At 33.4% G+C, this 24,307-nt stretch carries 18 protein-coding genes and 1 pseudogene; 6 read left to right on the top strand and 13 right to left on the bottom strand.

Features of this window, described 5'->3' with window-relative positions; all coding sequences use genetic code 11:
• Nucleotides 1-155: 155 nt before the first annotated feature.
• Nucleotides 156-1,049, top strand: coding sequence for an alpha/beta fold hydrolase (locus VKJ25_RS12090; RefSeq protein ID WP_324236882.1), 894 nt, complete (start codon nucleotides 156-158; stop codon nucleotides 1,047-1,049).
• A gap of 1,332 nt (nucleotides 1,050-2,381) precedes the next feature.
• Here VKJ25_RS12090 and bioF read toward each other — a convergent pair.
• Nucleotides 2,382-3,557, bottom strand: coding sequence for an 8-amino-7-oxononanoate synthase (bioF, locus tag VKJ25_RS12085; protein ID WP_324236881.1), 1,176 nt, complete (start codon nucleotides 3,555-3,557; stop codon nucleotides 2,382-2,384).
• 1,613 nt (nucleotides 3,558-5,170) lie between these two features.
• On the opposite strand from bioF, the gene VKJ25_RS12080 reads away from it, so the two are divergent.
• Nucleotides 5,171-5,353 (top strand): hypothetical protein, encoded by a 183-nt coding sequence (locus tag VKJ25_RS12080; protein ID WP_324236880.1) that lies wholly within the window; start codon nucleotides 5,171-5,173, stop codon nucleotides 5,351-5,353.
• 281 nt (nucleotides 5,354-5,634) lie between these two features.
• Here VKJ25_RS12080 and argH read toward each other — a convergent pair whose 3' ends face one another.
• The 6 genes from argH to VKJ25_RS12050 form a co-directional block, all read right to left on the bottom strand.
• Entirely contained in the window at nucleotides 5,635-7,029 is a 1,395-nt protein-coding gene (gene argH, locus VKJ25_RS12075) for an argininosuccinate lyase (RefSeq protein WP_324236879.1), read from the bottom strand.
• 373 nt (nucleotides 7,030-7,402) lie between these two features.
• Nucleotides 7,403-7,642 carry a hypothetical protein gene (locus VKJ25_RS12070; protein WP_324236878.1) on the bottom strand — a complete coding sequence of 80 codons (240 nt, stop codon included), beginning with the start codon at nucleotides 7,640-7,642 and terminating at the stop codon, nucleotides 7,403-7,405.
• A gap of 588 nt (nucleotides 7,643-8,230) precedes the next feature.
• Nucleotides 8,231-9,643 (bottom strand): GAF domain-containing SpoIIE family protein phosphatase, encoded by a 1,413-nt coding sequence (locus VKJ25_RS12065; protein WP_324236877.1) that lies wholly within the window; start codon nucleotides 9,641-9,643, stop codon nucleotides 8,231-8,233.
• Between the two features lie 973 nt (nucleotides 9,644-10,616).
• Nucleotides 10,617-12,272, bottom strand: a complete 1,656-nt coding sequence (ftsY, locus tag VKJ25_RS12060; protein ID WP_324236876.1) for a signal recognition particle-docking protein FtsY — start codon at nucleotides 12,270-12,272, stop codon at nucleotides 10,617-10,619.
• A gap of 516 nt (nucleotides 12,273-12,788) precedes the next feature.
• Complete coding sequence (gene nusB / locus VKJ25_RS12055; protein ID WP_324236875.1) at nucleotides 12,789-13,409, bottom strand: transcription antitermination factor NusB; 621 nt, start codon at nucleotides 13,407-13,409, stop codon at nucleotides 12,789-12,791.
• A 189-nt stretch (nucleotides 13,410-13,598) separates the two neighbouring features.
• Nucleotides 13,599-14,288: a DUF502 domain-containing protein gene (locus tag VKJ25_RS12050; RefSeq protein WP_324236874.1), complete on the bottom strand. Its 690-nt coding sequence runs from the start codon at nucleotides 14,286-14,288 to the stop codon at nucleotides 13,599-13,601.
• Between the two features lie 723 nt (nucleotides 14,289-15,011).
• Here VKJ25_RS12050 and dnaG point away from each other — a divergent pair.
• Together dnaG and VKJ25_RS12040 are read left to right on the top strand one after the other, a co-directional pair.
• Entirely contained in the window at nucleotides 15,012-17,018 is a 2,007-nt protein-coding gene (dnaG, locus tag VKJ25_RS12045) for a DNA primase (RefSeq protein WP_324236873.1), read from the top strand.
• A 115-nt stretch (nucleotides 17,019-17,133) separates the two neighbouring features.
• Nucleotides 17,134-17,796, top strand: coding sequence for a restriction endonuclease subunit R (locus VKJ25_RS12040; protein ID WP_324236872.1), 663 nt, complete (start codon nucleotides 17,134-17,136; stop codon nucleotides 17,794-17,796).
• A gap of 42 nt (nucleotides 17,797-17,838) precedes the next feature.
• Here VKJ25_RS12040 and VKJ25_RS12035 read toward each other — a convergent pair whose 3' ends face one another.
• From VKJ25_RS12035 to VKJ25_RS12010, 6 genes and pseudogenes are all read right to left on the bottom strand, one after another.
• Entirely contained in the window at nucleotides 17,839-18,105 is a 267-nt protein-coding gene (locus VKJ25_RS12035; protein ID WP_324236871.1) for a hypothetical protein, read from the bottom strand.
• 421 nt (nucleotides 18,106-18,526) lie between these two features.
• Entirely contained in the window at nucleotides 18,527-18,988 is a 462-nt protein-coding gene (gene vapC, locus VKJ25_RS12030) for a type II toxin-antitoxin system tRNA(fMet)-specific endonuclease VapC (RefSeq protein ID WP_324236870.1), read from the bottom strand.
• Nucleotides 18,981-19,103, bottom strand: coding sequence for a hypothetical protein (locus VKJ25_RS12025; RefSeq protein WP_324236869.1), 123 nt, complete (start codon nucleotides 19,101-19,103; stop codon nucleotides 18,981-18,983). Before VKJ25_RS12025 ends, vapC begins: the two co-directional genes overlap by 8 nt.
• A 1-nt stretch (nucleotide 19,104) precedes the next feature.
• Entirely contained in the window at nucleotides 19,105-19,305 is a 201-nt protein-coding gene (locus VKJ25_RS12020) for a hypothetical protein (RefSeq protein WP_324236868.1), read from the bottom strand.
• 458 nt (nucleotides 19,306-19,763) lie between these two features.
• A pseudogene (locus VKJ25_RS12015) lies at nucleotides 19,764-21,606 on the bottom strand (SUMF1/EgtB/PvdO family nonheme iron enzyme); the annotation flags it as partial.
• Between the two features lie 761 nt (nucleotides 21,607-22,367).
• The gene (locus VKJ25_RS12010; protein ID WP_375340328.1) at nucleotides 22,368-22,895 is read right to left on the bottom strand and encodes a pentapeptide repeat-containing protein; all 528 of its coding nucleotides are present in this window, start codon (nucleotides 22,893-22,895) and stop codon (nucleotides 22,368-22,370) included.
• 244 nt (nucleotides 22,896-23,139) lie between these two features.
• Here VKJ25_RS12010 and VKJ25_RS12005 point away from each other — a divergent pair, with 244 nt between their 5' ends.
• Both VKJ25_RS12005 and VKJ25_RS12000 read left to right on the top strand, forming a co-directional pair.
• Complete coding sequence (locus VKJ25_RS12005; protein WP_324236867.1) at nucleotides 23,140-23,676, top strand: YraN family protein; 537 nt, start codon at nucleotides 23,140-23,142, stop codon at nucleotides 23,674-23,676.
• A gap of 204 nt (nucleotides 23,677-23,880) precedes the next feature.
• Nucleotides 23,881-24,307, top strand: a 427-nt coding sequence (locus VKJ25_RS12000; RefSeq protein WP_324236866.1) for a DNA cytosine methyltransferase, incomplete at its 3' end; no start/stop codon positions are given.

Raw genomic sequence — 24,307 nt, 5'->3', positions numbered from 1 at the left:
AATTGAAGTACAAAAACGACAGTTTGAGTTGTTAATCTATACAATTAATTGTGTGGCGGTAATGTAGATTTTGTTTGGAAGCTGATAGCTGAAGGATGAATGCTGAATGTTTACATTAATTCTATTCTTTTAGCTGATAATAAAATTGAATATATATGAATTTTTTATGGCTTAATTCTCGTGTCAAGTTATCTGATGGGCTATTATTTTGGCGTGAAATTGGTACTGGTTCAAGTTGTATAGTTTTTCTACATGGAACTTCTTTTGATAGTAGTCAATGGTTATTGATTATGGAGGAATTGAGTCTAAACTATCATTGTTTTGCACCAGATTTGCCTGGATTTAATAAGTCAAAGTTTTCCTCTAAGTATAATTCAATTAGTGAAATGGTAGAGTCTTTGGCTGAATATATAGCTGCTTTAAAGTTAGAGAGGATATATTTAGTTGGTGAGTCTCTGGGAGCTTGGATAGCTGTCAGTTATGCTCTTAGATATTCTGATAAGTTATTGGGTTTAATTTTAGTATCTCCTGAAGGAGTTGATATTCCTGAAGTGAAGGCACGTTGGCAATTTTTTGGTTGGTTGTCTCTCAGGCTTTTTTTGTTGCGTTTTATTTTAGGATTAATATATCGTTTTTATCGTTTATTAAGGCTTAAAAGGAAAGCAAAAAGGCTGCTACAAGTCAGAGAAAAATTATTGCTTTGTATGGGAGGAAATAAAGTTTTATTTTGGCGGAGGTGGTTAGGGATTAAAGTTGAGTTGTTAGGAGAAAGTTTGAATGATTTAAGATTATCAACATTGATTTTACAGGGTGATAAAGATCAAGAAATTTCTCTGGCTATGAGTAAGTGTTATGCTGATTTATTACCAATGGCTAAACTTGATTTAGTTGATTCTGGTGAGGATAATTTACCTGAACAAATGCCGGATATGGTAGTACAAAAGATTCTAGATTTTTTGCAGCAGGAAGAGGGGAAAAGGAAGAAAGAAGAGGGAAGAGGGAAGAGGGAAGAGGGAAGAGGGGTAGAAGATGAGTCTATAGATAATTAATAATAGATAATGTAAGTATTCAGCCACCAGCTAGCTTTTTTCTTTGGGAATGCTTCGCAAAGAGGGGAGATACGCTTTTCATGTCGCGCAGCAAAACAGCTATCAGAAGAGTGCTTCTAGTTTTTGATAGAAGGGTTATTATACGGTTCCCGAAAAATCATAAATTTTATTTGACTATAAAAGCCAGTTTTGACTTTCTTTATTCCTTTAAATATCTTGCTTAAACTTGAGGTTTTTGTTGCTGACATATCACAGGTAATAGCTGAATGCTTGCTTGATAATTACTTTTCTTTAAAAGGAAGAGAATTGATAATTAGATATGCTGAGAAAACCTTGGTATCTCTCGACTGCTTTTTTACATTAAAAAGGGAGGCTAATAAATCTGAATTATTGAATTATTAGTTATTCAGTAATAGTTTTGAAGTTTATTTCTAGTCTTTGAGTTGTTATGACATATTTAGGGTTTGTCTGTGGAAAGTCTGATGGTTAAGGAGGGAGTAGGGAGTCGTAGGGAAGCCTTTCTGCAAGGTTTGTACAGAGTTAGGAGGAATGGGAGTTATAGAGGAGTAGGGACGTTGCATGCAACGTCCCTACAGAAGAATTGTCTGTTAATTTTTTTACTCTTGTGTGAGCTTTGTGTGCTAACTTTTTTAACCTTTTTGATAGAAAAGCTGGTACTTTTTCCTGATAAATAAGTTGCTAAAACGATTAATATGTCAATAGTTTCATATTTAATCAGTAAGTCTTATTTAGTCTCTTGATTTTTCCTGAAATTAATATTGATTCTGTGTTTTACTAAAAGACTTTATTATGTAAACTATAGTTAGTATTTTAGGCTAACTTTTTTAATCTTAGCTACTTAAAAGCTTGTACTTTTTTTGAAACAAATAATTAGGGTTTACTGAAAAAGTATGAGTGGTTAAGGATAGGAGTCAGAATCCAGAATTCAGAATTCAGAATTCAGGAGCATTATTAAAGGAGGTAGTCGTATGGAATCGTCTCTTGATTTTCTTGCCCTATCTTGCTTGCCCAAAATACACTACTTGTTGACTATGAAGAGCCAAAAAACAGGTACTTTTTCCAGACATAAAAAGGCTAAAACCTTGATCTATCAATCTTTTTATATTTATTCGGTAAGCCCTAATTAATTCTTAAATATTTATCTGTTAATTCTTTTAGATTTAATCAGGAAGTCTTATTTATTTTATGGTTTTGATATTGAGGTAAATTACGTCTTACTATGAAAGCTTTCTTTATAAGTTATATTCATTGAAAGCTCCTTCTTAATATTTGGATATTCTTGCTGAATGCTGAATGCTAATAGCTAAATGGTTAGAAATTAATTAATGCTTTTACTAATTTCTGAAGATGATTTTTTTGATGGGTAGCCATTAGGGAAATACGGATGCGACTGGTATTAACAGTGGGTGGGCGAATGGCTGGAGCCAATATTCCTTTTTCTTTCAATTTTTCTCCTATTGTTAATGCTTGAGCTGCATTTTTGAGAGGGAAACAAATTATTGGTGATTCATAATTTGAGATTTTTTTCTCTGTGTAAAAAGGTTGATTTTCTGTTTCTAATAAATTTTTGAGAGTTTCTACATTTTGCCATAATTTGCTACGACGTTCTGGCTCTTGTTTAATAATTTTTATGGCTGTTAATGCAGCAGCAGTATCTCCTGGTGTTAAACCTGTGGTATATATCCAACTTGGCGCTCTATTTTGGAGAAATTCTATTAATTTTTTTGAGCCAGCAACGTAACCTCCTAAACTTCCTAATGCTTTGCTTAATGTACCTATTTGAATTAGTTCTTTTCCTGTGCATTTAAAATGTTCAACACAACCTCCTCCGTTATTTCCAAATATTCCTGTTGCATGAGCTTCATCTACTAGAAGCATACTGTTATATTTTTCTGCTAATTCTAATAATAATGGTAATTTACATAAGTCACCATCCATACTAAAAACACTGTCTGTAATGATTAAAGTACGACGATAATTTTCTCGTTCTTGTTCTAGTTTTTTTTGCAAATCTTGAAGATTGTTATGATTATATTCGATAATTTTTGCACCACTCAGAATTGCTCCGTTTTTGAGGCTAGAATGATTATTTTTGTCTGATAATATTAAGTCTCGTTGACTAACTATTGAAGATATGACACCGATATTTGCTAAGTATCCTGAACTAAAGACTAATGCTGCTTCTGTTTGTTTTAATTTGGATATTTCTTGTTCTAATTTTTGATGTATTTCTCGATGTCCTGTTAATAAACGGGAACCTGTACTTCCAGTACCAAATTCTTTGGTTGCTTGGATGGATGCTGCTATTAAACGTTCATCTCCTGCTAATCCTAAATAATCGTTACTGGCAAAATTGATGAGTTGTTTTCCTTCTATTTTTATTATTGCTCCGGGAAGAGTTTCGATTGTTTTGACTGAACGATACCAGTTAGCTTTGTTTATTGTTGATAGAGCTTTATCTATCCAGTTATATGGATTAGTTGGCATTATTTAAAGTTTTTTGCTTATTTTTAATGATTATTTATTAGTAAGTATTTAGCTTTATAGGGGTTCTATTTTGGTAGTGGTTATGAATTAAGTAGGGTAGTATTCAGTTCAGCAATTAATAATGAACAATTAATAATTAATAATTACTCCTTCTTTAAAGAAGGGGATTGACTAATCATGAAAATTTTTGATTTATCCCCAATCCTTGGGGAGGCTTCCAGGTGTGAATTGTTGAATGAATAATTATTAATTATTCGGTAAGCATTCAGCTATTAGCTATTAATATCAAATCCATCTTGAGAGGATAAAGTTAATATGGGCAAAAACTCCTGTCTTGCTGAGGTCTGGAAACGAAACTTTTACAATATTGGATTGTACCAATACTACTAGATTTGATTTTATTTATTAAATTTATTCTCTAAAAGCTGATAACTGATAGCTGACGGCTGAATCTTCACATATTCAGATTGGCATAGTACATAATTTTATAGTTTTTTGGCGGGAATTAACTATGACTCTGCTGATTAAATTTCAAAGCATTGATAGATAAAAAAGTTACTGTTTTTATGGTCAAAAAAAAGTGCAATTGTTTAAGCCTAAAAGGTTAAAAAAGTTAGAATTTAGGGGTAACTATAGCAGACAAATAAATAAACTATTCTGAAAAGCTATCTTCTCTATAACTCTTGATTACCTCCTAATTCTTAATCCCCCCCCTTGATATAACTGTTAGGACTTGCGCAGAGATGCTATATATAGCGAAACTATTGTGCAATAGTTTTTTGACTCTACAAATAAACAAATAAATAGTGCCTTTGTGTAAGTTCTGATTTTAAAAAAATAGCAACTCATAGGGGAAAAACTATTTATCAACTGAAACATCAATTCTTATCTGAATATCTAGCATCTGAACTCAAATATCCGACAATTAAAATGACAGTTATTTAAGTTTTTATGGATTGTTTAAAATTAACGTTCGTTGGGCGATAGCTATAAAAAAATAGAGCGATCGCTTTATTTACCATGACCTATATTATATATAGCGTCTTTGCTTAAGTCCTGATACAGTAGATTCTATTTTGGTTAGATACATCTAAGCTAGCAAGATGCTTCCTATTTGAACAAAAAGACTTTTCATAAGCACCGCCTAACTATTATCAATTTGGTATCCTAATAAAAATACTGAAGAAACTCTTGCATAACCAAAAAATAAGTGCTATGGTTAGATAATGTTCTGACTCGTAAAGTAGTAGTCCCCCGGAGAAAGTCTAAAAAAAATGTGGGACTAGGACTGTATTGGTGTACTGTGGAATTGCCATAAGACCTGAGAAAAAAGGACTTTTGAGGGCAGGTACTATAAACCAGAAATTGTGCTGAGATGAGATGAAAAAATTTTCTAGTATAGCATAGTTCATCAAAGTATTACCCATACATCCTTCCCCTTAATTTAGGGACTTTTGATGAAAATTTAAGAAAATTGTACCATTAAACATAAGTTCTTATGCTACTGTTAGTCTAGATTATAAGGAACTAAGGTTTATAAATCGAAAAGTGTATCAATCTTTGAGAAGCTATTTTCCTATAGCTTTAGTAAGATCTAAATTAGAGAGGTAGTAATGGCTAAACGCCGTAATCCAAAAAAAGAAAAGGCACAACGTAATCAAGCTTACGCACGGAAGTTTCGTAAAAAAAAGGCGGGTTTTTTCTCGAAGCGATTTTCATCTAAGTTTGCATCTGGCAATAACCAAAATGGTAATGAACAGGGTGCAGAAGAGGGTGCTGGTGCTGTAGAAGAATAGTCAGGATTTAGTAGTCAGCAGTTAGCTATCTACTTTGATATTTATCACATAGTGAACAAGTCTACCTGATCATTATTATACTTTAAATCTTTGGTTGAAAATAATGTATTATAAATTGAATGAAATGATTGTTTCATTCATTTTTATTGTTAAGATCTAACTGCTAATAGCTGAATGCGAGAGCATTGCGCAGGAAGTGCTGATTAACCATAATACATTTTAGTTTTCAAAAGATGAAATCTAGATTTGGTTTTCTAATACTCAAATCTAGATTTTAAAAATTAGATTAAGCTATGAAGCTTCTGTTTGGCCAGGGTAATTTCTGTTTTTACTTGAGCAAAACCTGTTCCACCATAACTATTTCTGGCAGATACTACTTGCTGGGGGGCGATCGCCTCATAAATATCTGCTGCAAAAGCTGGATGTAATTCTTGCCATTCTTCTAAAGTTAAATCTTTAAGTAGTTTACCACTAGAAATACAAGTTTTCACAACTTTACCTACTAAATTATAGGCTTCTCTAAATGGTACACCACGAGTGGCTAAATAGTCAGCTACGTCTGTCGCATTAGAGAAATCTTCTGCTACTGCTTCTGTGAGACGCTTTTTATTAAATTCTAAACCTTCTTGGAATAAAATTGTCATTGCTTCGAGACAACTTTTGACAGTTTTAATAGTATCAAATAAACCTTCTTTATCTTCCTGTAAATCTTTATTATATGCAAGTGGCAAACCCTTCATTACCACTAACATAGCTTGTAAATGCCCAAAAACTCTACCTGTTTTTCCTCTCACTAACTCTGGTACATCAGGATTTTTCTTTTGCGGCATAATACTCGAACCTGTGGCACAAACATCAGTTAAAGTAACAAACTTAAATTCTTCAGAAGACCATAAAATTATTTCTTCTGCCAAATTACTTAAATGTACCATAATTATACTAGCTGCAGAGAGAAACTCAATAATAAAATCTCGGTCACTTACTCCATCTAAACTATTAGCATAAGGTTTTTCAAAGTTTAATAATTCCGCAGTGTAGTGTCTATCAATAGGAAAAGTTGTACCTGCTAAAGCACCACAACCAAGAGGAGAAATATTCACTCGACGATAAACATCTCCCAACCTTTCCCAGTCTCTTTCTACTTTATGAAAATAAGCTAAAAGATGGTGAGCTAAACTCAAAGGTTGCGCTCTTTGTAAGTGAGTATAACCAGGAATTAAAGTGTCAATATTAGACTCTGCTAATTCTAAAATAATCTTTTGAAAATTTCTCAATAAAATCTGAATTTCTGTAATTTTTTCTCGGAGATAAAGTCTAGTATCTGTTCCTACTTGGTCATTTCTCGACCTAGCTGTGTGTAGTTTTTTGCCAACGTCTCCAGTTATTTCTATTAGTCTTTTTTCTATAGCAAAGTGAACATCTTCTGCATCTTCAATTATCTGAAATTTTCCTGCTTGATATTCTTGACGAATTTGTTCTAAACCTGTCAATAATTTTTCTCCTTCTTCAGCAGAAATAATTCTGGTTTTAGCTAACATTTTTGTATGAGCTATTGAACCATTAATATCATGTTCAATTAATTCTATATCAAAGTTGATACTAGCATTAAATCTAGCTATGGTAGGATGCAATGCCTTTTCAAATCTTTGGCTCCAGGTTGGTTTATCTTGAGTCATTTCAGTTATTAGTTATCAAGTAAGCATTTAGCTATTAAGCAAAGCATTCAGCTATCAGCTTTTTCATCAATAAAGCCGGGATATGCTTGATTTCATATTAATATATTTTCAACTAATTTATTGGAAATATATTTATTATTTTTTTCTCCTTTAAATCAAGGTAATCAAAAAAGTTGAGAGCTGATAGTTGATGGCTAAATACTTACATTATCAATTCTTGTGGCTAAAGCTAGAGGTGAGGTTTAAAATACTAAATTTTATTTCTTGTAGAGATAGCTAGGGGTGCAGCGAATGCCAATTATCTATAATTCCCTATTCCCTATTCCCTATTCCCTATTCCCTATGTCCTGTTCCCTAAATAAATAATGAGTAATTATGGCAAAATACTTTTAACCATCCAACCGATTATTAGACCAACTAATAGTGCGGTCCCTTGACCACATTCTATAAATTTGTTCCAAGCTTTTTGCACATCTGCCCATAAGTCTACATCAACTTGTTGAGCAAAAGTTGGCCAATTATATAATATCTTTATTTCTAAAAAATGCAAAAAATTAATGTAGTCATGAATTAGATTAAAGTTTATTTCTGTAGTTGCTATATGTTCTACCATTTATAAATTATTCTCTCTAATAAAAGTAAAAGTATTTGATAAAAATAAAAATATAGTTATTGTTCTGCTGATTAAATTTCCCAGAACTGATATAAACTGCTCTAGTAAGTAGTCGTGCAAAATTAATTTCTTAGATTGAGAGAGGAGAGAGGAGAGAGGAGAGAGGAAACAGGAAACAGGAAACAGGAAACAGGAAACAGGAAATAGGGAGGAAAAATTGATAGTTTTTTTTTATAATATTGGAAATTTATATATTAATTATCCATTATTAATGATCAATAGACCATAATTCAATCTCTCCACCTTTTCCAAACTCTTCTCTTTTCAGCGAACCCTGATTATCAATTAAGCTGTTAATGATTTAAAGCGTATATTTTTTTTATGTACCTAGTTAAGAATATAATTATCATTATGGATTATGTTATAAATTCTGAATTATAACTTGCTAAAAAAACATTTTAAATCAGTCTTAGCTTGTCAATCATTCATTATTAATTAATTATCCATTATCAATTGAATTATAACTTGCTAAAAAAACATTTTAAATCAGTCTTAGCTTATTAATCATCCATCATTAATTAATCATTATTAATCTACTCTCATTACCACTAAAGTCATATCATCTGGATTATAACTTCCTTGTCCCACAAATTGCTCTACCTCCTGAAATAAATAATCTAATATTTCTTGTGGTTTTTGATAATTTTCACAGGCAAATTTACAAGCTGCACTTAACTTAGTATCATCATAGCGATCGCCATTTTTATTAGCTGCATCTGTAAATCCATCTGTGTAATAAATAATAGTATCTCCTGAATAAAGTTGTACTTGTGCTTCATTATATTCGGAATCTGTTTCCAAACCAATTAACATTCCCAGAGTATCCAAATTCATAATAGAACTATTAGCAGCTTGCCATAACATTGGTGGATGGTGAGCTGCATTACTATAATACAAAATTCTGGTTTCTGGATCATACTCCGAATAAAACAAAGTGACAAATCTATGAGAACTTTCCAGGTCAGCATACATAACTTGGTTAAGGTGTTGTAAAACTTGTGCTGGTGAATGGCGGTTCAACACCTCCGCTCTTAACATACCCCTGGTCATAGTCATAATCAAACCAGCAGGAACACCCTTACCCATCACATCTCCAATTACAATACTCCAGCGACAGGGTTGCTGTTTTTTCTGCTTAGAGTTTACCTGGTCATAGTTAGAAGGAATAAAGTCATAATAATCTCCTCCAACTCGGTTTGCCGTTTCGCACCGAGCGGCCAGAGAAATACCAGGAATTTCTGGACATTCTGGTGGTAAGAGTCGGACTTGAATTTCTGCCCCTATTTCCAACTCTCGGTCCAAACGTTCTTTTTCTCGTAAGGACGTAGAGAGTTCATCATTAGCGATCGCTACTGCGGTTTGGTCTGCTACTAGGCGAATTAATTTTTGTTTTGCTGGTGTCCAAACATATTCTGGGTCGTGACTAAATACATATAAACGACCTCTTTCTGAGTTTTTGACGATAATTGATGTCCCAAATAATTTAACATCATTTCCTAGATAGTTGTTTACTTGGTAGTCTAAACTTGCTGTTTGAATAGGAATTTCCTCTAATTCAGTAGGTAGAGTTGTTTCTGTAGTCAATTGGCGAGTTGCTATTTCCAATGCTTGTTGAATATCTTGACATTGTTGGCCTTCTTGGCAGTGTAATTGTTGAAATCTCACTTGTCCATTAGGCTTAAATAATACTAATGCTCCACCATCTGCATCGGTTACTCGACTACCCATGAGTGGAATCAATTCTAGAAATTGATTTAGATTATTGAAGCTACGCAAGGCAAAACTGAGGGAACTTAATAAGTCATTAACATTTTGTTGTTCTTTATGTAAGCGGGCTACGGTTTTTTGAAGGTCGTATACAGACATTATGGGTGAGGAATTACCATTGGCAATATGGTCAGTTGGTTCGGGGGAGTTTCGATATATAGGCACTACAGTCATTTTAGTTATTAGTTAGTATTATTTATTGGTTATTCAGTTAGTCTCCTGGGTGATAATTGCATTAAGTAGGGGAGTTATTAAAAAACAGAGTACCCATTGTCGGTTGGGTAAAGTGCAATGGCACCCAAGATATTGGTTATTTGATTAAATTGCAGTTCCCTAACAGTACCTTTGGCTTCAACAGGAGGCAACCAAATCCGGAATTTTCTTTATTTATTTTCTGGAAAGATGAAAATAAATCCTCTTCTGATCAAGAAGAGGTGATTATTAATTATTAATTGTTATTTAGGGCTTGCTGATTAAATCTCAAAACATTGAGAGATAAATGTTTTAGCCATTTTATTCCGAAAAAAGTTCCTGGTTTTTAGCTGTTGTATTCTCTAAAATGGTAAAGTTTCTACCCTGACTATCAGAAAATTTGGCCATAGCAGTATAGTCTAAACTTTTTCCCTGTTCCCTGTTCCCTGGCTGCACTAACAGAGTTCCACAAGCAAACCCTAGTCATTAAAAAAGAAATTGGTTGGAAAAATGGCTTGAGTGATTTTTCTGTGATAGTGAGCCAAAGATACTAATATGGATGAACTTAAGCGACCTCAAAGCTAGCACTTTTTGATACCTAAAAATGCTAAATCCTTTACCTATAAAGGTTTTTAAATTTAATCAGCTAGCCCTATTGAAACTGAAAAAAATTTATGTTTTTTTCACAACTACTACTTGGATAAAGTCGCTCATTTTCAAGAATAAAAGCAGTAAATCTCTAAGCATTCAGTTAGCCTCCGGAGGAACAGGGCAATCAGCAATAAAAACCTCAAGCTTAAGGAGGAGATTTAAACGAATCAAGAAAGTGAAAACTGAATTTTGTAGTCAGATAAAATTTCTGATTGATCGGGAACCTTATCATAAAGCTTTTATCAATAAAGTAAAATAAATAGCTGATCCCTAAATACTGACTGCTGACTGCTTAGATAAATCTTTAGCCACTGATGAGAGCTTCCACAAATTCATAACTAGAAAATGGACGGAGGTCTTCTATACTTTCTCCCACACCAATAAACCGAATAGGTAGACCCAATTGCTTAACCACTGCCAGTGCAACACCACCTTTAGCAGTTCCGTCGAGTTTTGTCAATACCACTCCACTTAATTTAGCAGCTTTGGCAAATACCTCTGCTTGGCGTAAACCATTCTGACCAAGGGTAGAATCTAATACCAGCAAGGATTCTACTATCGCATCTGGCGCTTTTTTTTCTACTATGCGATGAATTTTACTTAATTCATCCATCAAATTTTTCTTATTTTGTAGTCTACCAGCAGTATCTACCAATAGTAATTCTGTATTTCTAGTTTTAGCTGCTACTATAGCATCAAAAACTATAGCTGCTGGATCAGTATTCTTACCAGGATTAGCAATTACTTCTACCCCACTTCGTTGTCCCCAGACTTTCAATTGTTCCACAGCCGCAGCTCGAAATGTATCTGCTGCTGCTATTAAACATCTATAATCTGACTTATTAGCTAAATGGGCAATTTTACCAACAGTTGTGGTCTTACCAGCTCCATTGACTCCATTCAACAGCCAAATATTTAAGGTATCCTTTTCCGGGATAAAAGTTAAATTATATGCGGGAGTAGCTATTTCCAAGTCTTTAAATGGCTCATCTAGAATATCTCGTAAGATTTGTTTCAGATAAGCGATCGCCTCTTTTGGAGGTAAAACCTCTTGACGCAATTTATTTTGTAATGTTTCTATAATATAATCTGTAGCCTCGACTCCCACATCAGCTTGTAGTAACATAGATTCTATTTCCATTACTGCATCTTGATTGAGAGGACCTTGACCAACAATTGCCCTTAATTGGTTGAGCAAGTTCCGTCGAGTTTTATTTAAACCTTGTCGTAATTTCTTGAGCCAAGAAATTTCTTCAGCAGAGACTTGATCTGGGCGACGACCTTGAGCTGCTAAAACTTCTGCTGACCAGAGAAATGCTTCATCAAGAATTAAGGGATCTATTTCTTCTATTTGATAATCTACGGTTGTTTGTGGTATAATTCCTGGCTCGGATTCTTCTATGGCAGTTTCTTTGAGACGTTCTACTCTTGCTTGTCTTTCTGTAGCAGCTTTAGCCCAAAATGGTAAATTTTCGGATGCTGAAGTTTCTGGAGTAGTTTCTTCTATTATTGAATCTGATTCTACGGAAATTTCTAATTCTGGGGATTCTATTTTTTTAGGGGTACTTTCCTCTAAAGTTGAAATTGATTCAGCTTGAGTATCTGTGGATGTAGATTCTATTTTTTCTGCTGGAATATTTTCTGGTTCTTCTGTTTTGAGCTGGTCTGATATAATAGGCTCAACTTCTGTTGTTGTTAAAGTTGTTTTAGTTTCTTCCTGTTCGTCTGTTACGACTGTATCTGTTGAAGATACTTCTTGAGTTTTTTTCTGTTTTTGAATGTTTTTATAAGCTGTTTTTGCCCAACTCAAATAATCTTCTGTACTTTTTGCAGACTCCTGGGTTGATTTTTCTTGTGACTGAACTGCTGTTTCTACCTTTTCTTGGTTAGGAGTAGATTTTTCCTCTACAGTTTTTTCGGGAGTGTTGTTATATTGACGGCGGAACCAATTAAAAGCCATATTTATTTTAGATATTAGTATTTTAAATATTCTATTCTATAATGAATTTGTCTAGCTATGAAAATTTTATTTCATCGGTAGGGAGTAGGGAGTAGTTGAAAAAGTGGTTAGATAATAGTCAGGAAATGGAATATTAACTATAGGGCTATAGTTTCTCTGAACTAATTTTAGTTTATTGAATTTTTAGTTTTGATTTAAGTAGATGAGTGGTTAGATAATAGTGAGGAAATGGAATATTAACTATAGGGCTATAGTTTCTCTGAACTAATTTTAGTTATTTTGTCTAATTTTTATCTGAGTCAAATTCTACTTTTAATTATGGTTTTAGCAACTTGAGGTTTAGAAAAAGTATCAGCTTTTAGGTCAAAAAGGTTAAAAAAGTTAGCACAAACAGCCCACTAGGACAGAAAAATTAAGAGACAATTCTTGGAACTAATTCGTCTATAGCTCTTATTTCCTGACTCTTAACTACTCCCTACTCCCTGCTCCCTACTCCCTCCCTACTAAAATTATTCCTCAAATTTGAATCTTATTAATAACTCTTCGCAAAACCCCATTAATAAACTTATGCCCATCCTCCCCACTATAACGTTTAGCTAATTCCACAGCTTGACTAATCGCCACCTGTTTTTCAATTCCAATAAACATCATTTCTGCTACTGCAATTCTCAGTATATCCAAATCAATTCGAGGTAAACGTTCTATTTGCCAATCTACTATTGATTCTCTCAATAATTTATCAATTTCTTCCTTATTACCATTTACCTTTGTCAGAATTTCCATTGTATAACTCCGAACTTCTAACTGATTAGTAAGTTGAATAATTTCTGGTAATTCCACAGCAGCACCAATAAGATTAATTCCTGTTTTGCCTAATTCTATCGCCTCATAAAGCATTACTCTAGCACTTTCAATATCAGTAGCACCAATCTCACTACTTAGAAGACGATCACTCCCCCTTTGTAATTCTACTGCGGCAGTTTCTAAAATATCATGAACTTCTGTCCTTAAAGTCCGAACTGCTGCTAATACAAATTCTTGAAGTTGCTTTTTTTCCAAACTCCCTAAACTTGTTGGTAATTGACTTAAACCAAGGAGAGCTAATTCGCGAGCTGTTGAACGGGGTGCTTTTTTCATAATAGACATCTCGAATAATAAAAAATCAAATCAATTATCCCACTATTTGTCATCAATTATTGTCCGCTATTCCCGATTTATTCTTATTAGATAAACATTTAGCCCTCAGCTATTTCTTTTAAGATCAGAGGTTCACTGATAACTGATAACTGATAACTGGAATAAGGAGATATCTATTGATATTTTTCTCTAGTCTGGAAGTCTTGGTTGAAGTTGATTTTTGAATATTTTTTCTTGACTAACAGGGGTTGATGAATTAGGACTTACTATTCCACCAGATATTAAAACTTTAAAAGCATCTTCTACCGACAAAGAAACATTAATTACATCCTTTTCTGGCACAATAGCATACCAACCAGATGTAGGATTTGGAGTTGTAGGAATAAAAAGACTCAACATCTCATCTCCTAGATGAGATTGAATTTCTTTACTTACTGCGCCAGTCACAAAAGCTATAGTCCAAACTCCTCGACGTGGGTATTCTACCACTACCACACGGCGAAATTTCTCATTGGAATCTTTGAGTAAAGTTTCTAATATTTGCTTAAGAGTACCATAAACTGAGCCAGCAAATGGAATAGCTTGTAATATTTTCTCCCCTAAATCTAACAGCCATTTTCCGGCAATATTTCTTGCCATCAATCCTATGATGAGGATACTAAGCAATGGTACTGCTAATCCTACTAAAAAGTTTAGTAAACCCACTAAAGCTGGATGTAAACCATCAAACGGATTAATTTGTTTGGGAATTTTGGTGAGAAAATTAATTACCCACCTAGCAATAGTTATAGTCAGCCAAATTGTGGTAGCCAAGGGTATTACTACCAATAGACCAGCGATTAGGTCATTTTTTAAGCTTTGCGTTATACGTTGGAACACCGAACACCCACTTCCTCATAACTGGCTAGATATTTTGATGTTCTAGCCGAATATCAAGTTTATTTATTATATTTTATATCTAATGGTTACACATTAATTATTTTTAAGCAGAGAACAGGGAATAGGGAATAGGGAGCAGGGAATAGGGAGAAATAATTGATAATTTATGGATAAGATTGGAAGTTCCTAATAGAATATATAATTAATTTTCCTTATGAACTTATACAACTTATATTAGGGTTTGCGTATGGAAATCTCAAAGCATTTACATATAAAGGTAAGTGCTTTCTTAGGTGGTAAGATAGTAATATATTTTTGGTTAATAAGACTTCTCAAGTAGTATTTAGATAAGAGTTGGGGGGTAACGAATTCAAAAGTTAGAAGTCAGAAGTCAGAAGTGATTTTTGTAACGGAGATTTGAGCTCCGCTCCAAAAATATTTCGCCTTAAAAGGCGAGGTTTTAGACCCATATTATTTTGATAATTTTTCCAATTTATCGGGAACTGTGCATCTCTTCTATAACTCCCTATTCTTCTTGAATATTCACTATTCCCTGTTTTGGCAAACAGACTTTTTCAGTAAACCCTAATTATCAATTATCCATTATAAATTATCCATTATCAATTATCCACACTATTCCCTGTTTTGGCAAACAGACTTTTTCAGTAAACCCTAATTATCAATTATCAATTATCAATTATCCATACTCTTCCCTGATTTAATATGAATAACTTTCGTTTTCATCAAGATACTATAGCAGAAGTTAAACAAAGAGCTGATATTTATGATGTTATTTCAGAACATATTGTCTTAAAAAAACAAGGGAAAGATTATGTAGGGTTGTGCCCTTTCCATGAAGAAAAAACTCCTAGCTTTACTGTTAGTACCACTAAACAAATGTACTACTGTTTCGGTTGTGGTTTAGGTGGTAATGTTTTGAAATTTTTAATGGAAATTGGTAAGTCTTCTTTTGGTGATGTAATCTTAGATTTAGCTAGACGTTATCAAATACAAATTAAAACCGAATCACCAGAAAATAGACAAGAATTTCAACGGCAAATTTCACTCCGGGAACAACTTTATGAAATCTTAGCAATAGCTAATAATTTTTATCAATATGCCTTAAGCCAACCTCAAGGAAAAATTGCTTTAGAATACTTAAAAAAAACACGTCAAATTTCCGAAGAAACTATTCAAAAATTTCAACTTGGTTACGCTCCCAATGGTTGGGAAACTATTTATGGTTATCTCGTAGAACAAAAAAGTTTTCCTGTAGAATTAGTCGAAAAAGCAGGATTAATTTTGCCGAGAAAATCTGGTAATAGCTATTACGATAGATTCCGCGATCGCTTGATGATTCCTATTAATGATGTGCAAGGTAGAGTTATTGGTTTTGGTGGGAGAACTTTGACTGATGAACAACCTAAATATTTGAATTCTCCAGAGACGGAATTATTTGATAAGGGGAAAATTTTGTTTGCTTTGGATAAGGCAAAAACTGCTATTTCTAAACAGGATAAAGTTGTAATTGTAGAAGGATATTTTGATGCTATAGCTCTTCATGCTGCCGGAATTAATAATGTTGTTGCTTCTTTAGGTACGGCGTTAAGTTCAATTCAAATTAAACAACTTTTACGTTATACAGAATCTAAACAAATTATCTTAAATTTTGATGCTGATAGAGCGGGTATTAAAGCTACCGATAGAGCCATTGGAGAAATAGAAAAACTTGCTTATAGTGGAGAAGTTCAATTAAGAGTTTTAAATATTCCTGATGGAAAAGATGCTGATGAATATTTGAGAACTTATTCTGCTGAAAAATATCAGGAATTATTGGTAAATTCTGCTCTATGGATTGATTGGCAAATTCAAAATATAGTAAAAAGTAAAAATCTAAGTCTGGCAGATGAATATGCTCAAGTAAATCAAGAAATAGTTAAAATTTTAACTAAGATAACTAACGATAGTCAGCTTACTTATTATCTACAATATTGTGCCGAAATTTTAAGTAAGGGAGATGCTCGGAGAGTTTCATTAATTTCTGAAAATTTATTAACTCAAGTTTTTATTAATTGGAGAAAGTTATTAGCTGAAGATGAACTTTTATCACCGCCCTTACTCGTAGCTAAACAATTAAAATCTCATCCGCGAAATCATAGAAATTTTACTAAAGAGAAAAAAAATAATTTATCACTTTTATCTGCACCTGTAGAAAGAAGTTTATTGGCAGAAGCAGAATCTTTATTATTGCGCATTTATTTACATTGTCCGAAATATCGTCAAGATGTGAAAGATGCAATGGAAGCTAGAGATTTACAGTTTAATTTATCTGACAATAGATTCTTGTGGCAGCAAATTATTGCTGTGGAAAATGAAATGAATGAATCAGATAATTTAATTTCAAAATTACAGGATAGTTGTTTAGAAACTCCAGATAAACTTGTTAATGTCGAGCATCTTTTTCATTTAGACGAAAAGACAAAAAAAAATCTTCTCAGAGCGCCTTTAGAAATTCGTTCTACAATAGCAACTATAGAATTAATTATGTCGATAAAACGTCGGAGTGCAATTTTAAATAAGTGGCAAAAAACAGATTTATCGGTTGAGTCTGAATTAGCTAAAAAGTATCAAGAAAAATTTTATTCGGAATCAGAATGGATTCGAGAATTAGAAAGATTAAGACTAACTACTATTCAGGATTTAATTAAAGTTCCATTAGGAGAATTATAGTAGGTTGGGTTTCACTCCGTTCAGCCCAAAACGCACTTTACTATTGTTGGGTTTCGTACCTCAACCCAACCTAAGCCTACAAAATTTATTTTGCACAATTACTTATTAACAAATCATGGTTAAAACTATATCAGCACAAGAAATAACTTTAGAGAAACTTAAAGAAAAATTCAACCTAGAGTTAGTAGAAAATGATAATTTTTTTCCAGAATGGCAATATAAATTACCAGAAATATCCGCAGCAGAAAAAGAAAGATTAGACCGAGTAAAAGCCAGCTATTCTAATTTATTAGAAGACCCACCTATCTTAGAAAATACTGTCAAAATGGTAGTATTATCTCCTTTATTAGATTTAGCTAATCTCTACCTTCCTCCTTTCCGCATTAAGTCAGAAAAAACTATAAAAATTTCCCTAGAAAATGAAGGAATTATTATCAAAGGAAAGATAGATGTATTAGTTGTATACGAACAAATTTGGGTAATGGCAATCGAATCTAAACAAGCTGCTTTTTCCCTAGAAGCTGGTAAGTCACAATTACTAACTTATATGTTAGCTAATCCTAATTCTAATCAAGCAACTTATGGTTTAATTCTGAATGGTAATAGCTTTAGATTTTTTAAATTAGTAAAAGGAGAAATATCGCAATATGCTGTATCTAGAATATTCGATATCTTTAATCCAGGAAATGATTTGTATTATGTACTTAGTATTTTAAAAAGTTTAGCTAAGAAAGTAGTTAATAGAGAAGAGAAAGCAAAGAATAAATATTTGGGATAAGCGGTGCGTTAATTAAATGTAACGCATCCTACTTAACTATCTTTATTTAAGATAAATTTGCCGTAATTGCTCGATAGTTTCTACAGTTTTGAGAGAGGAAAGAATTGTTTCTAAAACTTGAATATTTTCCAGGGTATTAATCTCATAAAATATCTCTTTTCCTGATTCACCAAATTTTAATTCTAATCCTATTTTTATTCCAGAAAGTATTCCTATTTTTTCACCTCGTTGTTGACTAATATTAATTCCTTCTTGCAAGATTTGTTGGTACCAAGGAGATTGTTGTAATACTGCGATATCCCACCTCATTATTTGTTGTATTATGCTAGCTATTGGCTTTTAGTTAAAATTCTCTTCTCGAACGTTAAAAAATAATCTTGCTGACTGCTGAACGCTTATTTAATACAAAGGTAGCAAAAAATGCTAGTAATTTTTCTAATTCTAATAGTTGTTCATCTTCTTGTAAAAGTTCCAATGCTTTTCTAAGGGCTGCTTTTTTTTCTTCCTCCTTTCATAATAGGAATAAAAGGCATTCAACAATTAATAATTACGCTAGAGTTACTGATAACTGAGAACTGAAAATACTTAACCATTGGAAGTCTGAAGAAGCTATTTATTCGACGGTAACATTGGTAATTTATGTCACCCATTCTCCCCAACGAGTGAGGGAAATTCCAATTGTTCGTTTACTACTAATATCAACTTTTTTTGTCATTGATGAAATTGATAACTATTCGCTGATTTTTCGGGAACTGTAAAGGCTAATAACTAATTCTTCTGTTTCCCAGTCTTCAATTTTTAATCCTTTAATTCGGCTAAATTCTCTTAAATTATGAGTCATTAATATTAAATTATTTGCCAAGGCAATAGAGGCAATTAAAAGATCGTTTGAACCAATAGGTGTTCCGATTTTAGCTAAATAAGCTCTAATTTTACCATGAATTTCAGTACAAAAATCATTAAATGGTAAAGATACAAATTGCGATATAAATGATTTTTGCAGATTCAAACTTTTTTGAGGATTATTACTTCTCATAGCTCCATAAAATAGTTCTGCTTTTACTACGGAACAAACGGCTATTTTTTCAATCTCTAAATTATCAATACGACTCTTAATATTTTGATATTTTCCCTTTAAATACATGATACAAATATTTGTATCTAGTAAATAAATTAAAGAATTATTACTCATTAAAAGCTCCGACTAAATCATCATCTATCTCGTCATAAATTCCTTGGTTATCTTCTACTAAATCAATATCGGCACAAGTACCATATAAATTCAGTATTCCCTGAGAATGAAGCATATTATTTTGTTGGAAAAATTCCATAAGTTCGGCATCGGAGAAAAATTTGAGCAGTTCTTTTTTGTTTTAGTTCATCAATATCAATTAGTCCTTCTCGAAAAGCTTCTAATGCAAGATTAGCTATTATCTTTTGTTGTAAATTTTCCCATTTATCTCCTACTTTTTCGGTTAATTTATCTGGTAAATTAATTTTAATTTGCATTATTTATAATTTCCTAATTCTATTGCTGAAATATTCATCCGTGTATCTGTGGCCAAATCTCTGTCTGGCGCTGGCGTTGAATAAAAAGTCATGCGTAGGTACGAACAAACCCCAATGATATAATCTTACCATGATTTTTTTGCTGACGCAAGGAGAATCTCCTTTTTACGCCGATTTTTTTGGTGCTTCACAGAATGAGACCTCTCCCCCAACCCCTCTCCTACGAGGAGAGGGGAGAAACTCTTACCCCCCCTTCCCTGCAAGGGAAGGGGGCTGGGGGGTTAGGTCATCTTCATCGGTGTATCCGTGGCCAAATCTGTGTCTGGCAGGAAAAAGAGAAAAGAAAAAGAGGGAAAAGGGGAAAAGAGGAAAAGAATAAAGGGGAATAATTCTAGGAACGAGAGACAGAAACCACCGAGACAACCGGAAAACCCCATATCGTTCTTGGAGATGTCCCCATCGTTGTTGAGACGCCTGGCGCAAAGGCAATCCCAAGAATCGTAGTACAAGCTGCCGCCACGGAGCACTCTTCTATAACTATCTCCTCCAGTTTCCCAAGCACTTCCATCAGTAGGCGCTCCATTATAGTTACTATGCCAAACATCCTGAGACCATTCCCAAACATTGCCGTGCATATCATACAAACCAAAACTATTGGGTGGAAAAATTCTCACCTCTGTTGCTTCTTGGTGATATTTTCCTTTCGGTGCATCACCATAAAGAAAATTTCCATTATAGTTAACTAACTCAGGCGTTATAGTTTCCCCAAAATAAAAAGGTGTAGTTGTTCCGGCTCGACAAGCATATTCCCACTGACTCTCACTGGGTAAACCATATTTTTTACCCGTCCTTTCTAAGAGTTTCTGACAAAACTCTGTGGCGTCGTTCCAACTTACTCTGTTTACAGGGCGACTTGCACCTTTAAACTTAGAAGGATTATTTCCCATAACCGCTTCCCACTGTGCTTGAGTAACTGGATATTTTCCCATGAAAAATTCTGGCACATCTACATAATGTTGCGGACTTTCATTATCTCTTCTTTCTGCTTCTGTCTCTGGAGAACCCATGAGAAACCTACCTCCAGGAACTTTTACCATTTCTAGGGAGACTCCATCACCGACGTTTTCTGTCATTACTTCTGCTCTACCTTCAGATCGACTGATTATTTCTCCTCTTCTGTTAACTTTGACAGTAGCAAATGTTTGAACAGGAAATTCTGGTTCGGGAGAAGGGCTAATTTCTGGTATTGGTTCAGGAGAAGAAATAATTTCTGGAGAAACTTCTTCTGTTGGTTCAGAAGTAGAAATATTTTCTGAAGACCTTCCACTCCACAAATCTTTCAGTTAACATAGCTGCCAGAAACCCACCTCCTGCCAAACCTCCTAATGTCAATATTTGTCTTCTGGTTTTATCAAACTGGGGTGGAGTTTTAGATACAGGTGAGACTGCTAGTACTGGTGTTGGTTGTGGAGCAGTTTGAATATTTAACGCCTCTAATACCTCCATCGCATTTTTATAACGCTCTTTTTAAAATACTCCCGCACCATCTTATCTAAATATATGTGCCAGATAGTTACTTACTATTGCCTCGTTTCGCCAGAGAATATTTCCTGTGTTTGGGTCTACTGGTAAGTCTTTCGGTTCCTTTCCGGTGAGTGGTTTTATTTCTACCATCCCCACTGCATAAATATCGCTACTTAATCTGGGTTTGCCGTTGCTCTGTTCGCTGGGTATATATCCAGGATTTCCCACTACGATAGTTAAAGTTGTTGTTCTTGCTTGAGTGGTAGTCATTACACTTATTTCTTTTACCGCCCCAAAGTCTATCAATACTATTTTGTTATCCAACTTTCGACGCATCAAATTTTGTGGTTTAATGTCTCGGTGGATAATATTTTTTTGATGAGCTACTGCTAATACTGATCATATTCCTCTGAGTAGGGCAGTGGTGTAAGACTCGCTTAATTTTTTCCCAGGCGTCAGTTCTTTACTTATATCGTGCCCTTCTATAGATTCTTGTACTAAGTAAAATTCTGTTCCTTCCTGGAAATGAGCAAATAATTTTGGTATTTCGTTTGAGTCTGTACCTAATTTATATAAGGTCTCTGCTTCTTTCTAAAACAACCTTTGAACAATAGGCAAAACTGTTGGCTCTGAAGTTTTAGGTTTAAGGTGTTTAACAACACATTTGCGATTTCTTGGTAACTGTAAGTCTTCAGCTAAGTAGGTATCTCCAAAAGCTCCACTTCCGAGAATGTCAATAATTTTGTAACGTCGTTCTAAGACTTTTCCTAACTGCATGGGTTTTTCAGTTATCAGTTATCAGTTATCAGTTATCAGTTATCAGTTATCAGCTTTTTTAGTTATTAGTTATGAAGCTTCCTCTTTTGAGTTATCAGCTTTTTTAGTTATTAGCAGCTATAGGAAAATATGTTTTTTTGGAGCCAAATTGATGGGAATATATCTGAGCGCACCTTCTCCATTATAAGTATAATACCATGTCAAGTTTTTTTGTCAATCCCCTTTTTCAGTTAACAGTGCTCAGCTTTTTTAGTGATTAGTTATTCAGACTTTCTATTTTTCAGTTACTCAGTGCTCAGACTTCTTCTTTTTCAGCCATCAACTTTTCCTGTGATTAGTTATAGGAAAATATGTTTTTTTGGAGCCAAATTGATGGGAATATATCTGAGCGCACCTTCTCCATTATAAGTATAATACCATGTCAAGTTTTTTTGTCAACCAGATTTGAGCGATCGCTAATAAAGACAATAAATATCTCAGAGAATAAAAAATAAAATCAATTCTGACAGAGAAATTATCAATTCTTTTTCCCTATAAGGGATAATCATCGTTAAACCCTTACTCTTTTCGTGGAAATGTCTAATTATAGATAATTTTAGTCATCTTTTAGATGACTTCAGCTATTAGCCAAGGATTGAAATCCTTGGCTTTTTTTGCTCTTAGCTTTTGTCAAACTTTGTCTTGATATAAACGGTGCGTTACATTTCATTAACGCACCCTACTGGACTATAAAAATTGACCGCTAAATAACTGAATTATAATTAATCACAAAAGAGTGTATCTCTTGTTTCATTACCTGTAATAGGATTCGTACCTTCAGCAATTTTACATAACTCTTTTTGAGTATCTTCTCGTAAAAAAGCATCAGTAAAATCTGCTCCATCAATAATTGCACCACGAAATTGAGTATGGAAAGCAAAAGCACCTTCCAAAATAGCATTAGTTAAATTTGCTTTGTTAAAAATAGCATTATCTAAAGTAGAATAACTAAGATTAGCTCCTTCTAAATTAGCTCCTTCTAAATGAGCGCCAAACAAACTAACTCCACTCAAATTTGAATTGCTCAAGTCACTTTTACGCAGAATAGATTTAGTAAACGAATCATTAGTTAAGTCTCGACCAGAAAAATCAACACCTACTAAAATTTGTTTGTCATACTCATCAGCTAGAGTAGGTATTGCCTTAGTAAAAGTTATGGCAGTTATCGTCCCCATAGCAACAATATATAATGCTAATGAACAAACAAAGCTGACTAAAATTTGGAAAGTTTTTTGTTGTTTAAAATTCATGTTACTTCTAGCTAATTTACTTTAAGCAGTTCATAATTTAGTAAGCATTCAGCTCTCAGCAATAAGACTTCAACAAATGTAGTAAGATTTAATACTAGCTCCTTCAAACACCACTCTTAAGGATGTGGTTCAAACAAAGCTTTTATCGCACAACCAAAAGCAATAAATAGCTGATAGCTGAATACTGACTGCTGTTTGCGTAGCATTCCGCAGGAAATGTTTACATAATTTAGAATAAACCAAAATGAGCTTTTATTCATCTAGTCAAACTAATATTTCTCCAAAAATTGACAAAGGTATTTTGGGAGAAGAATTAGTGGTACAATGGTTAATTCAACAAGGTTGGCAAATACTCCATCGAAGGTGGCAATGTCGTTGGGGAGAATTAGATATTATTGCTATGAAAACTTCTCCATTAAGAAATAATTCTGGTCAAAAATTCCCAATTTTTCCTATCTTAGCATTTGTGGAAGTAAAAACTCGTAGTCGAGGTAATTGGGATAAAAATGGTTTACTAGCAGTAACAGAATCAAAGCAGGCTAAACTTTGGCAAACCGCAGAAATCTTTTTGAGCGATCGCCCAGAATTAGCAGATTATTCTTGTAGATTTGATGTAGTTTTAGTCAGGTGTAATTCTATTCAGAATAGTTCTCCCTTGCTGATAAGTTCATCACTACAAGAGCAACTATCTAAATTAACTATTGAAATTGGAAATTCTGTAGAATTAGGAGGTTATCAACTAATTTTACAAAATTATATTTCTTCTGCTTTTAGGGAATAGGTATGGAGGTAACAGGGAACACTTAACTGGGAAAAGAGAACAGGTAAGAATTTCAGTTTTTTTATCTAGTTTTTTATTTGTTGCAACTTATTTAGGAGCTATATCGGCAATAATCTTAGTGCAAAATTTTACAATTACCAAATATCTAATATTTAATATAATTCCTATAATATTAATCCTAGTAATAATCAGAAAAATTAACTAATGTCTAGTCAGATAATTAATTCTCCAACCAAATTAAGCTTTTTCAATCTTGAGAAACCTATTAATTTACAAATATCTGAATATCGGTTTACTTTTATAGATTTATTTGCAGGTATTGGTGGATTTAGAATTCCTCTAGAAAAATTAGGAGGTAAATGTTTAGGATATTCAGAAATTGACTCGGATGCTATTAAGGTTTATCAGCAAAATTTTTTGAATCAATATATCAATAATGATGAAAAATATTTGGAAGATATTACCAAAATTTCTGAGTTACCTTGGCAAGTCAATCTGATAGTTGGTGGTGTTCCTTGTCAACCTTGGTCTGTAGCTGGAAAGTTAAGGGGTTTTGATGATTCTAGAGGAAAACTTTGGTTTGATGCTATCAGAATTGTGGAGAAAAATCAACCAGAAGCTTTTATTTTTG

The sequence above is a fragment of the Okeania sp. genome (assembly GCF_035285525.1).
Classification (GTDB): Bacteria; Cyanobacteriota; Cyanobacteriia; order Cyanobacteriales; family Microcoleaceae; genus Trichodesmium.
The sequence above is the reverse complement of the archived record's forward strand: the minus strand, read 5'-3'. Positions and strand labels throughout refer to the sequence as shown.